Raw genomic sequence first — 11,829 nt, forward strand, 5'->3', positions numbered from 1 at the left:
TAATTTACAGTAGTTGTCAAGAAGGACGGAGGAAAAATAAATGGCGACCATTGACTTAATCGTATTAGGAATGTTAAAAAAAGAGGAATTAAGTGCTTATGACATTCAAAAGCTGGTGGAATACCGGAATATCTCAAAATGGGTAAAGATCAGCACACCTTCTATTTATAAAAAAGTGATTCAGTTAGAGCAGAAAGGGTTGATTTCCAGCCGAATAGAAAAGGAGGGAAATATGCCGGAAAAAGCAGTGTATTCTTTAACAGAAAACGGAGAGATAGAGTTTGAAAAACTGATGCATGAAATTTCTAAAAAGCCGATCCATATGTTTTTGGATTTCAATGCAGTCATCGTAAATTTAGAGAGCATGCCAAAAGAAGAGCAGAAAGAATGCCTGAATGAGATAGAAATGAATATAAATATTCTTTTAAACTATTTGGAAGAGAATCAGAAATTGAAAGAAAAAGCGGAGGATGTTCCGGCAACAGGCATGGAGGTGCTTCGCCAGCAGATACTATTGGCACAGGCGATTAAGACGTGGATTGCTGATTTGAAAAAGTCATTGATTTAATGGCAGATAGTGTATTTTGAAGTACGAATTTTATTTACAGCCAGCATACGTTCCAGATTACAGAAGAACGGAAAAAGTTTGCAATGGAATGTATGCCAGTCTACGAGAAATATTATCCGGAAAGTACGGCTTCATGTGTCAGTATGATCGAAAGACCGGAGCAGATACCGTATGGTCTGTAATCCATGATATAAAGGAGCGTAAAATTTACAGGACAGATTGCAGTATATTCACACCGTAAAAGGAATGAGGTATAAGTTTTATTTGGAACTGTGTGAGGAAATCTGCAGGCGGGGCAGATTATGTGACAAAGCCTTTTTCAGTGGCAGTTCTTTGTAAAAAGGTGGCGGCGGTTTTTGCCAATCTGGAATTACGGACACCTCGCCACGATTTGTTTGACGACGGTTTTTTGAAAGTTGACTTTTCCGAACAGAGTGCTGCGCTTGCAGGAAAACCTCTGGAATTTACCCCGAAGGAATACCGAACTCTATTTCTGTTTGTAAAAAATCCCCGCATCATTTTGACAAAACGGCAGATATTAGAAAAACTTTGGGATGTGAACGGAGACTTTGTGGATGAGCATACGCTGACTACGATTATCAGCCGTATCCGCAAAAAAATTGAAACAGATGACCACAAATATATCAAGACAGCTTACGGCATAGGTTATCAGTGGATCGGTGGTGAGTCATAACGGATCTGCAAAATTTATCTGTCAGATTATTTTTGAAAAGGATAGCAGCAGGGACTGCGCTTACTTTGGCTATCCTGATACTGATTTTTTACCTATTGACAAGGGATGTACATATTGTGATCTGCGGCTGTATTTTTACGGCTGCGTTTTATATCTGGGGGATTGTTTTTCTTCACTATTTTCAAAAGAAGTTGTCACTGTTTACAGATGGATTATGCCGGACGTTAGATGATATGATGGACGGCACAGAGCAGCCTCAAATAGACTATGAAGCAGAAACCCTATTGTCCCGGATCAGCCATCGTCTGGAACGGCTGTATCATGTCATGCAGAAAACAAGACAAAAAGTAGAATTGGAAAAAGAAGACCTGCAATCTTTAGTGTCGGATATTTCCCATCAGACAAAAACGCCAATCTCTAATTTGAAGATGCTCAATGATACCATGCTGACACGGTCTTTGACAGAGGAAAAGCAGAAAGAGTTTTTGCTGGCCGCAGGCAGTCAGCTTGATAAGCTGGAGTTTCTGATTCAGGGGATGGTGAAAACTTCAAGTTTGGAAACAGGCGTGATTGCTCTTACAAAACAGGAAGCTCCTATTGAAGATACATTAGTAAGCGCGATCAATGGAGTTCTGGCTGCGATGGAGCAAAAGAAGATCAGTTTTTCCGTGGATTGTCCATCTGATCTAACCGTATCTCATGACAAACGCTGGACGTCAGAGGCAGTGTTTAATATTTTGGATAATGCCGTAAAGTACACTTCTGCAGGCGGCTGCATACAAGTGAGTGCAGAAGTGGGAGATGTATTTAAAAATTGATCTGCTGGATACAGGAAGAGGAATCCCTGAGCATTCTCAAGGCGCGATCTTCCGACGATTTTATCGGGATGAAGCCGTACATGATATAGATGGGGTCGGAATCGGCTTATACCTTGCCCGTGAGATCATTACCATGCAGGGAGGCTATATTACCGTCGAGTCTAAAGTTGGGGAAGGATCAACTTTTTCTGTGTTCCTGCCCATAAGATAATTCTGAGGCAGTCTGTTTTTGGCAGGCTGCCTTTTTTGAAAAATTTTTAGAGAACAATGGATTTTAGGACAATTCTGCAACAATTCTTTTTTATACTGGAAGTAACAAGTTGCTATATCATAAAGCTTGTCATTTTGCTATATTTTGAATCGTTATTGACTTCTATTACGGTTAGTGATATTTTTATTACAGTAACCGTAATAAGGAGGCAAAGATTATGCGGGACAATGCAAAAAGCGGAGCACTTACAGAGGTGACATTCTTTATTTTGCTTTCACTTTATACGCCGAAGCATGGATATGCTGTCATGCAATTTATTGAGGAAAGTACAAAAGGGCGGCTCACGCTTGGGGCAGGTACTTTATATGGTGCGTTGAACTCGTTGCAGGAAAAAGGCTGGATTGCACCTTTTGGAGATAGTGCGGGACGGAAAAAAGAATATCTCATCACAACACAGGGAAAAGAAATTGCACAAAAGGAACTTGTAAGACTCAATGAACTTGTAAGCGTGGCTAATGAAATTATTGGAGGTGCGGTATGAGTAAAAAGTATTATCGTTTCTTTGGCGGTTTGTTGACTGCTCAGGAACATTGGCTGAATAAAATGTCCCAAAAGGGCTATCGTCTGATTCGGGCAGAAAAAATGTTGTATGAATTTGAGGCGTGCAAACCGGATCAGGTAAAATACTGTGTGGAGTTCATCGGGCAAAAATCGAAAGCCGACGCGTCTGATTATCACGCATTTTTAGAAGGGATGGGTTACAAAAAGGTGAAGAGGTGTTTGTTTTATGATGAAACGTGAGAAAATGATCCGACTATGGTTTGATATGTGGCTTAACCAGCAGGATATGGGAATTGACAATATATTTACAGAAGATGTAATCTATACAGAAAGCTGGGGACCCCAGTATAGTAATCGTAAGACAGTAAAGCATTGGTTTCAGGAATGGAATACCCGCGGCAAGGTGGTTAGTTGGGAAATTAAGCAATTTTTTCATAAGGGAGATCAAACGATTGTAGAATGGTATTTCAAAAATGAGATGGATAATGGGAGTATCGAAGAATTTGATGGAATCTCGCTGGTTGAATGGACAGAGGATAATAAAATAAAGGCATTAAAAGAATTTGGGTGTAATCGCAATACCTATAATCCATATCAGGAAGGCGATATTCCTCAATTCAGAGCAGAAAAAGTGAATTGGTTTTGAGCGCGAGGAGGTAAAACAATGATGTATCAAACAGAATTAGTAGAAGAAATTACCGTGGAAAATGTGACGGAGAAAATCAATGCCAAAATAGAAGAAATGGAAAAGGAAGGCTATCATCTTGTCACGATGTCTTTTTTAGGAATGGAAAGAGCAGTATTGGTCTTCAAAAAAGGGCTAAAGGGTAGTTTGCTTTAACATATATTTTGCCTTTAGTTTGCAAATAATCAGAATTTGAGGTGACAAATGTGAAAGTATTGGTTAGTGCCTGTATTATGGGAGTGAACTGTAAATATAATGGGAAAAACAATAAAAATTCAGCGGCTGTCAATTTTTTGAAGGGTAAAGAAGTTATTTCTATCTGCCCGGAAATTTTAGCAGGAATGAAAACACCAAGGCCATGTGCGGAAATTGTGGATGGAAGAGTAGTTGATGAAAACGGAACAGATGTCAGTTCAGAATATGATAAAGCAGTGGAAGCTGCATTATCGCAAATTCAGAATGAAGAGATTGATTTGGTTATATTACAGTCCAGAAGCCCTACCTGTAGTGTTAATCAGATATATGACGGCAGCTTTACCGGGAAGTTAATTCCCGGAATGGGATTGTTTGCAAAGGCATTAAAACAAAGAGGATATCACGTTATTGATGTTGAAGAAATATAAGTCTGCCATTTTTCATTTGTTGAGGTGAAAAGTTTCTAACGAATTAAGGAAGCACTTTGATAATTGCCTGATGTAAATGTCAATGGGAGCATAAGCAACTATATCATATTTATGTTTTTTTTCACGGAGGCTGATATGAAAGAAAAAATAATGATAATAGAAGATGATCCGTTGATACGGAACGAATTGAAAACGCTGCTGCAAAGCAACGGCTATGAAGCAGCCGCACCGGAGGATTTTTCTGATGTGATCAGACGGATTAAAGCAACGCAGCCGCACTTGATCATACTGGACATCAAGCTTCCGGGAGTCAGCGGCTTTTCTCTCTGTACACAGATCCGTACTTTTTCTGAAGTGCCAATCATCTTTGTGACGAGCTGTAATACCGATATGGATGAATTAAACAGCATTATGCTGGGCGGAGATGCATTTATCACGAAACCATATAACACAGCGATCCTGCTTGCAAAAATCGCTTCCCTGCTGAAAAAAGCATACCCCGCACAGCAAAGGGAACAGATCGTTTATGGAGATGCAGTGCTGCACCTGGAATCCAGCAGTTTAGATTATCATGAACAGAGCGTAGAACTTACCAAGAATGAATTGAAAATTCTCTATTACCTGTTCAAGAATGGAGGAAAAATCTGTTCTCGTGGAGATATAGTCGAGTATTTGTGGGACAATCAGCTATATGTGGATGACAATGCTTTGAGCGTCAATATCAACCGCATACGGGAAAAACTCGCAGAAATCGGTCTGACGGATTTTATTAAGACAAAGCACCGACAGGGGTACACGATATGAACAGCAGACGATATTGGAAAAACAGGCTGCCATTTCTGCTGACGAACCTTGTTTGTATGGCTGCACTCACTGTATTTCTGTTGGTGTGCGGCAATTCGGTTTCCGCAGCAGTATTGATCCTGATTGTATGGGCATTGATTTTGCTGACGGGACTTGTTCTTACTTACTGGAAACGGAAAAGGCAGATGAAAAAACTTCTGGATATGTCAGAGCAGCTCTCCGAAAGATACCTTATTTCCGAAGTGATGGAACTGCCGGAACAGGCTGAGGATCAGGTTTACTATCAGCTTTTGAAAATGGCTGGGAAATCCATGCTGGAGCAGATTGGAGAGGTTGAGCGGGAACGCCTGGAGTACAAGGAATACATTGAGCAATGGATACACGAAATCAAAACGCCCATTACTGCCATGAAACTCCTATGTGAAAACCATCGGACAGACTGGATAAAGGAACTTCTGCTGGAACTGGAAAAGACCCATCGCTTTACCGAACAGGCCCTTTATTACGCCCGAAGTGAGCACACAGAGAAAGATTATTCTGTCCGGGAAATGGCGCTGTCTCAAGTGGTACATCAGGCCATTGCAGATAACAAATATCTGCTGCTTCAAAGTGGTATGCGTATGGAAATAGAGGAAATGCCGGATATAGTTTATTCAGATGAAAAGTGGGTGCGATTTATCTTAAACCAGCTAATTGCCAATGCGGTAAAGTATCGTACGGAACAGCCGGTTCTCCACATTTCTACTCATAAACGGCAGGATCAGGTTGTTCTTGTGGTGGAGGACAATGGAATCGGGATTGCTGCATCCGATCTGCCCCGTATCTTTGAAAAGGGATTTACTGGTCAAAACGGTCGTATGGTCCAGCAGTCCACGGGAATTGGTCTGTACCTGTGCAAACGGCTTTGTGAAAAGCTGGGCATTGGCATTATGGCGGAGTCGCCGGAACATGGCACAGCCATTTCACTTTCTTTTCATATTAACTGTTTGATCCATGAAGTGCAGAGCTGAGAACTGTTCTGCACTTCTTACATTTTTGTTAGAACTTTGTAAGAAAACTTGATACAAACGAGACCGCTCTTATTTTACAATAGAGATCAGAGGTGATAACAATGAAAGAAATTTTGAAACTGGATCATATCCAAAAATATTATGGGAATGGCGGGAATGTTACAAAAGCAATTCAGGACATCAGCTTTTCCATTCAGGAGGGAGAGTTTGTAGGGATCATGGGGGCATCCGGATCGGGAAAAACTACACTGCTCAACTGTATTTCCACCATTGATACGGTCAGTGCGGGGCATATCTATCTGGATGGGACTGATGTGACGGAAATCAACGAAAAACGGATTGCCCGGTTTCGCCGTGAAAATCTTGGCTTTGTGTTCCAGGATTTTAACCTGCTGGATACGTTGACTATTTCGGAAAACATAGCCCTGGCGCTGACCATCAACAAGGTTCCCGCTGGCGAGATTGACGGACAGGTACAGGAAATGGCAAGAAAGCTGAATATCACGGATATTCTGGATAAGTACCCCTATCAGGTGTCCGGCGGCCAGAAGCAGCGGTGCGCCTGCGCCAGAGCTATTATCAACCAGCCTAAGCTGATCTTAGCGGATGAACCCACCGGTGCGTTAGACAGTCACTCGTCCCAGATGCTGCTCTCTACAATCCAGAGTATCAACGAAGATCTGGGAGCCACAATCCTGATGGTGACACACGACGCTTTCTCGGCAAGCTATGCCAATCGTATTCTCTTTTTGAGGGATGGCGCGATCTTCACGGAAATCCGTAAGGGTGGTGATTCCCGCAGGACTTTCTTTGAAAAAATCCTGGATGTCCTCACCATGATGGGAGGGGGCATGAGCGATGTACGCTAAACTTGTTTTCAAAAATGCAAAGCGGTCTGTGAAGGACTATTTGATTTATATTGTGACCATGACACTTTGTGTCACCTTGTTCTATGCGTTTTTGTCTATCAGCAGCAGCCACTATCATCCAACCATTGGTGCGGAATATAACATTTCCCTGCTGGCTGGAGGTATGAAACTGGCAATTTGCGGAATTAGTCTGCTTCTTTTGTTCCTGATTCATTATGTCAATCGTTTCATGCTGAGAAAAAAACAAAAGGAGTTTGCCGTTGAGGCAACACTGGGAATGGAACAAAAAACCATAGGGTTGCTCTTTTTTTGCGAGACCTTTTTTCTGCTTATACTCTCTGTGGTGGTGGGTATCCTTCTGGGAATGATCGTTTCTCAGGTCATTACGGCTATGCTGCTTGCATCTTTTGGGAAACCGTACGCTTTTTCCTGGTCCTTTTTTCCGGATACCGTATTGTTGACAGTAGGATTCTTTACTTTTTGTCAGATGCTGGTTGGGATAGGAAATGTACGCATCCTAAATAAAAGCAGGATTATTGAGCTTATGACAGCAAACCGACAGAATGAAAAGCCTCTTCATAAAAGCAGATGGATGCCGGTGATCTGTATTTTCTATGGCATTATGCTGCTGTGGATGCTGGAGGTAGGTGCTGTAAAATATCATTTTTACTTCGATCCCAGACATCCGCTTCCTGTAAAGCTCATGTATTGGGGAAATGTCCTTTTCCCTGCACTGACGCTGCTTTGGGAAATCGCAGGTGCTGTTTTACACAGAAAAATAGGATTTTCCCGATATCTTTGCGGGCTTCTGGCTGGTGCAGTATTGACCGCTGTACCGATTTTTTCCATCGCAGAACTGGAAAAAGCCTACTTCCTTGGATTTGACGCCCCAACTCTGAATCAATATTTGCTGTTTGGGGTTGCGGATATTTTGTTTATCATTTCCGCAGTCATGTATTTATCGAATGCGGTGCTCCTATACTGGAAGGAGTCTAAAGTGTCCCGCAAATATCACAATACGAGTTTATTTCTGTTTGGACAGCTTTCCTCTAAGCTTGCTACCAATACGAAAACGATGACGATAATTTGTGTGACTCTGACTTTTTCTATCTGCCTGTTTGTCATTGCACCGGTTTTGACAGGATGGAGTCTGGGCTATCTGGACAGTCGGGCAGTCTATGATATTCAAATTTCAAGCCGCTACAACGATGTTTATGAAGTGGAAAATCTTCCGGATACAGACTATGGGGAAATCACAGAATTCATAGAAAAAAATCAAATTGCGATAGAGGATGATCTGACTTTTTCAGAGTATCTTCCAAAACGAGACTCCTTTCACCAGCGGGTAAAGTACGATTTTCCTCCTTTGGCAATTTCGTTGTCAGATTATAACGCTGTTCGGAAAATGTTGGGATATGAACCTATTGCCTTACGAACGGATGAATTTGCTACCCACTGGCATCGTGCAGCAGAGTACAAGGATATTGAAAACTACATCGCTGCCCATGCTTTATTGGAAACTGACGCAGGCACCCTGAAACTCAGTGAGAATGCTGTTTTTCAGGAGCCTGTAGGGGAATCCGTCTATAATCTTTATACAGATGTGGTGTATATCATACCTGACGAGATAGCGCAAGCCTTGCTTCCGGTGCAGAGCAACCGATTTGTGATGACCCAATATCCGCTTCCCTTCAAAACGGCAGAAATGCTGGAACAGCTTCTTGGGCGTTCTTATCCGGAAGATCCTGATAAAGACAATCTGCCAGGCTACAGTACAACGATTCATACTACGGAAGTGAACCATACAATCGCGCTTAACTTCATCCTAAAAGCGGCCTTGATCTACAGTGCAATTGTACTGATGGTGATGTGTCTTACCGTGCTGGCGCTTCAACAGCTCCTGGACGCAGAAAAAAACAATTACAGATTTTCTGTTCTGCGAAATATGGGAGTGGAAGAGAAGGACCTGCATACTTTGGTTCTAAAGCAGCTTGATGTCTGGTTTGGGCTACCGATCACAGCGGCAATCGTTTTAGCAATGATTGTGATTGGCTATTTTCTTCAAAGTGTTTCTGCTGAAATCTCAGCTTATATTGGCTATGGAGCCTTGATGCGGCAAATAGGTATCATTGCCGGGATTTTCGCTTTGCTGCTGAGCTGCTATTTTCTCAGTACATGGCTGCTGTTCCAGCGTTCGATTCGCAGCAGCTCCGATAGCGTAAGGTGATGGGAGGAAGATATGTACTGGAAGTTAGCAATTCAAAATATCCGCAGAAGCCTGCGGGATTATATCATTTACTTTGTGACGCTTACCTTGACTGCGGCATTGATGTACTCATTTTTGGCACTGGGCTTTTCATCAGATGTTCTTGCTATGGCAGAGAATATGTCGATGCTGACTACCGGAATTTTGCTTATGTCAGCTCTGGTTGCTTTTATGTCTTCGTTTGTGATCGGCTATGCAATCCGCTTTATGCTGGGACGACGGAAAAAGGAGTTTGCAACCTATGAACTGATCGGCATGGAAGCAAAGACGGTACGCAATTTGTTCCTTGCTGAAAACAGTATCATCGGCACCGGAGCCTTTCTGCTTGGTTCCTTGGTCGGTACAGGACTTTCCGGTTTGCTGAATCAGGTGGTAAAAAATATCTTTGAGGTGCCGCATACCTATCGGGTTTCCTTTTCTCTCCAGGCATGGGCAGTAACATTTTTGTTTTTTGTCTTGATGTATGGTTTTGGGATACCCGGAATTAAAAAGCGACTTGAAACAATTCCTGAACAGTGGGAAATGGCAGCCGGAATTGCAGTCCAGTCAACAGTTCCCAGAAAAAGTAACGATGGGTGTTACCGTAAAGGCGTGAGGTGTTGCCAATTCGCTGACTGGATTTACAGCGATTTCATTCTGCGGATTGTATTTAAGCATTATTTTTATCATCCTGTCCTGCTCGATTCTTGCATTTGAGCAGCTTTCTGCCATAGACAAAAACCAGAAGAATTATGCGGTCATTGACCGTTTGGGGGTACCGGAACGTAAGCAGGCTTCCCTGATCCGCAGGGAACTGTCCACAGTCTTTTTGATTCCATTGTTATTCCCGCTTTTACTGACGTTTTTGCTGATAGCAGGGGTACAGTTCTTTTTCGGAGAGGCAATTTTGCAGCAGGGACTTGTACCTCTTTATGGGCTGTGACGCTCCTGCTATTCTGTGCAATCTACCTGACCTATTTTGGCGCAACAATGTTCTTGTTTAAAAAGGTTATTCTTCGGCCTGAAATGAGATAAAACTTAAAGGAAACGATTGCCTTAATTGCTCTCTGTGAATATGATACAGAGTTATTTTCAAACACAATATGATATTCTGACTGCTTATAGCGGCCAAGAAGCACTCAAAAAAGCTGCCTGCAAACCGGATTTGATTTTACTGGACATCAATATGCCAGATATGGATGGGCTGACTGTCTGCCAGAAGATAAGAGATTATATTACTTGTCCTACCTTATTTCTGACGGCACGTATTGAATCCAGCGATAAGATCATAGGATTTCAGGCCGGTGCGGACGATTATATCGTCAAGCCCTTCGATCTGGATGAATTGGGAGCGCGTATTGCCGCACATTTGCGCCGGGAGCAGCGACGCCAAAATCATTCGGCAGTACGCTTTTTTGGTGAATTGATACTGGACTATTCCGCCCGAACAGTTACAATCAATAATCAGAACATCCCGCTATCTAAGAGGGAGTTTGAGATTGTGGAGCTTCTTTCTCTCAATGCTGGACAGGTATTTGACCGCGAGCGGATTTATGAGCGTGTGTGGGGCTTTGACGGGGACGGAAACAGCAATACAATTATGGAGCATATCCGGAAAATACGTGCTAAATTTGCAGTACATACATTGCATAATTACATTGAAACGGTTTGGGGGTGCGGTTATCGGTGGAACGCCTGAAAAATATGGGACTAAAGAAATCTTTTCTCCTTTTATTGCTCTTCCTGTGGGCGGGCTTACACTATCAGGAGTTCTATATTACCACATTAAATTGAAGCAACCGATTACTGTACTGCGAAATGGTATTACAAAGATTCAGAACCACGACCTTGATTTTTTCATGACCGCCTATACGATGTGGGTGATACAATCTTTGTTGGCAGTACGCCGTTGGACAGCAGCAGTTTATCTCTGTATCTTCGAGAATATCACGATAATGCTCCGTCTATGTATCCATCAATCAGAACTGTAAAAGAGGGACGTTTGCCAGCGGCAGCAAACGAAATTGCATTGTCAGAAGATACTCTTCAATATCTCGGATTGGATGCTGCGGTTGGGGATACAGTTTCTTTGGATATGCGTGTGTCTGTTATGGATGGTTCTCTTCCAGAATTTGAATATTCCTGAAAATTCACATTGACGGGTATACTGATTTGTCAAAAATTTTCAAACAGTCTCATTGCATAGGAATGATAAAGAGATTATCCTTAAAGTAGGAGGTGGCAGAAATGGCAAACGAAGATAAAAAAGATTTTAATGCTATGTTGCACGATAATAAGGATATGCCAAAATTTCAAATCATCACAGACCAGAAAAGTATTGAAAAGTATGGTGGCAGTAAAATGTATCTTGCACCGCCAATCGACTATGACAAAGTAATGAAAAAAGTTCCGTATGGTAAAGTAATTACCGTCGGGGAAATACGAAAATACTTTGCAGAATTGAGTGGCGCTGATTTTACAGAACCGATTACAGCGGGAATTTTTGTTTCCATTGTTGCATGGGCGAGTTATCAGCGTTTCGAAGATGAAACGCCTTATTGGAGAACATTGAAAGCAAATGGAGAACTAAATGCTAAATATCCAAATGGTATTGAAGCTTTCAGGGAAACCTTAAAAATACAGTAAGGCATCAAAAATCAGGATGGATTTTTGGTGTCTTTTTTTATTGTTAGGGCAAGGCCCTGTTTTACATTGTGAAGTTTTTCGTTGATCCGAAAAAC

The 11,829-nt window shown here is 42.0% G+C and carries 14 protein-coding genes and 2 pseudogenes; all 16 read left to right on the forward strand.

Going from position 1 to position 11,829, the window contains the following annotated elements; genetic code table 11:
- Positions 1-40: 40 nt before the first annotated feature.
- The 16 genes and pseudogenes from RDS42_RS07170 to RDS42_RS07245 all read left to right on the forward strand — a co-directional run bounded on the left by RDS42_RS07170 (position 41) and on the right by RDS42_RS07245 (position 11,734).
- Entirely contained in the window at positions 41-568 is a 528-nt protein-coding gene (locus tag RDS42_RS07170; RefSeq protein ID WP_308783034.1) for a PadR family transcriptional regulator, read from the forward strand.
- A 289-nt stretch (positions 569-857) separates the two neighbouring features.
- Positions 858-1,262 (forward strand): annotated as a pseudogene (locus RDS42_RS07175) (DNA-binding response regulator); the annotation flags it as partial.
- 5 nt (positions 1,263-1,267) lie between these two features.
- A pseudogene (locus tag RDS42_RS07180) lies at positions 1,268-2,291 on the forward strand (sensor histidine kinase).
- Between the two features lie 217 nt (positions 2,292-2,508).
- Positions 2,509-2,832, forward strand: a complete 324-nt coding sequence (locus RDS42_RS07185; protein ID WP_308783035.1) for a PadR family transcriptional regulator — start codon at positions 2,509-2,511, stop codon at positions 2,830-2,832.
- Positions 2,829-3,092 (forward strand): DUF2812 domain-containing protein, encoded by a 264-nt coding sequence (locus RDS42_RS07190; protein ID WP_331602944.1) that lies wholly within the window; start codon positions 2,829-2,831, stop codon positions 3,090-3,092. The genes RDS42_RS07185 and RDS42_RS07190 overlap by 4 nt, the downstream gene beginning before the upstream one ends.
- A complete protein-coding gene (locus RDS42_RS07195; RefSeq protein ID WP_308783036.1) occupies positions 3,079-3,498 on the forward strand; it encodes a nuclear transport factor 2 family protein in 420 nt (139 codons plus the stop codon). The genes RDS42_RS07190 and RDS42_RS07195 overlap by 14 nt, the downstream gene beginning before the upstream one ends.
- An 18-nt stretch (positions 3,499-3,516) precedes the next feature.
- Entirely contained in the window at positions 3,517-3,693 is a 177-nt protein-coding gene (locus tag RDS42_RS07200) for a hypothetical protein (protein ID WP_308783037.1), read from the forward strand.
- A 50-nt stretch (positions 3,694-3,743) separates the two neighbouring features.
- Positions 3,744-4,160: a DUF523 domain-containing protein gene (locus RDS42_RS07205; protein WP_308783038.1), complete on the forward strand. Its 417-nt coding sequence runs from the start codon at positions 3,744-3,746 to the stop codon at positions 4,158-4,160.
- Between the two features lie 135 nt (positions 4,161-4,295).
- Positions 4,296-4,964: a response regulator transcription factor gene (locus RDS42_RS07210; protein WP_308783039.1), complete on the forward strand. Its 669-nt coding sequence runs from the start codon at positions 4,296-4,298 to the stop codon at positions 4,962-4,964.
- Positions 4,961-5,974, forward strand: coding sequence for a sensor histidine kinase (locus RDS42_RS07215; RefSeq protein WP_308783040.1), 1,014 nt, complete (start codon positions 4,961-4,963; stop codon positions 5,972-5,974). Before RDS42_RS07210 ends, RDS42_RS07215 begins: the two co-directional genes overlap by 4 nt.
- A gap of 101 nt (positions 5,975-6,075) precedes the next feature.
- Complete coding sequence (locus tag RDS42_RS07220) at positions 6,076-6,843, forward strand: ABC transporter ATP-binding protein (protein WP_308783041.1); 768 nt, start codon at positions 6,076-6,078, stop codon at positions 6,841-6,843.
- A complete protein-coding gene (locus tag RDS42_RS07225; protein WP_308783042.1) occupies positions 6,833-9,070 on the forward strand; it encodes an ABC transporter permease in 2,238 nt (745 codons plus the stop codon). Before RDS42_RS07220 ends, RDS42_RS07225 begins: the two co-directional genes overlap by 11 nt.
- 12 nt (positions 9,071-9,082) lie before the next feature.
- Positions 9,083-9,805, forward strand: a complete 723-nt coding sequence (locus RDS42_RS07230; protein WP_308783043.1) for an ABC transporter permease — start codon at positions 9,083-9,085, stop codon at positions 9,803-9,805.
- Between the two features lie 358 nt (positions 9,806-10,163).
- Entirely contained in the window at positions 10,164-10,787 is a 624-nt protein-coding gene (locus RDS42_RS07235; RefSeq protein ID WP_308783046.1) for a response regulator transcription factor, read from the forward strand.
- A gap of 303 nt (positions 10,788-11,090) precedes the next feature.
- Positions 11,091-11,234: a hypothetical protein gene (locus RDS42_RS07240; protein WP_308783044.1), complete on the forward strand. Its 144-nt coding sequence runs from the start codon at positions 11,091-11,093 to the stop codon at positions 11,232-11,234.
- A 101-nt stretch (positions 11,235-11,335) separates the two neighbouring features.
- Positions 11,336-11,734 (forward strand): methylated DNA-protein cysteine methyltransferase, encoded by a 399-nt coding sequence (locus RDS42_RS07245; RefSeq protein ID WP_308783045.1) that lies wholly within the window; start codon positions 11,336-11,338, stop codon positions 11,732-11,734.
- The last annotated feature ends 95 nt before the right edge of the window (positions 11,735-11,829 follow it).

The organism is uncultured Blautia sp. (genome assembly GCF_902497045.1).
Lineage (GTDB): Bacteria > Bacillota > Clostridia > Lachnospirales > Lachnospiraceae > Blautia_A.

Coding starts and splice junctions, on each gene's coding strand:
- RDS42_RS07195 (WP_308783036.1), top strand. CDS start 3,079: ATGATGAAACGTGAGAAAATGATCCGACTATGGTTTGATATGTGGCTT.
- RDS42_RS07245 (WP_308783045.1), top strand. CDS start 11,336: ATGGCAAACGAAGATAAAAAAGATTTTAATGCTATGTTGCACGATAAT.
- RDS42_RS07185 (WP_308783035.1), top strand. CDS start 2,509: ATGCGGGACAATGCAAAAAGCGGAGCACTTACAGAGGTGACATTCTTT.
- RDS42_RS07200 (WP_308783037.1), top strand. CDS start 3,517: ATGATGTATCAAACAGAATTAGTAGAAGAAATTACCGTGGAAAATGTG.
- RDS42_RS07230 (WP_308783043.1), top strand. CDS start 9,083: ATGTACTGGAAGTTAGCAATTCAAAATATCCGCAGAAGCCTGCGGGAT.
- RDS42_RS07215 (WP_308783040.1), top strand. CDS start 4,961: ATGAACAGCAGACGATATTGGAAAAACAGGCTGCCATTTCTGCTGACG.
- RDS42_RS07210 (WP_308783039.1), top strand. CDS start 4,296: ATGAAAGAAAAAATAATGATAATAGAAGATGATCCGTTGATACGGAAC.
- RDS42_RS07220 (WP_308783041.1), top strand. CDS start 6,076: ATGAAAGAAATTTTGAAACTGGATCATATCCAAAAATATTATGGGAAT.
- RDS42_RS07225 (WP_308783042.1), top strand. CDS start 6,833: ATGTACGCTAAACTTGTTTTCAAAAATGCAAAGCGGTCTGTGAAGGAC.
- RDS42_RS07235 (WP_308783046.1), top strand. CDS start 10,164: ATGATACAGAGTTATTTTCAAACACAATATGATATTCTGACTGCTTAT.
- RDS42_RS07190 (WP_331602944.1), top strand. CDS start 2,829: ATGAGTAAAAAGTATTATCGTTTCTTTGGCGGTTTGTTGACTGCTCAG.
- RDS42_RS07170 (WP_308783034.1), top strand. CDS start 41: ATGGCGACCATTGACTTAATCGTATTAGGAATGTTAAAAAAAGAGGAA.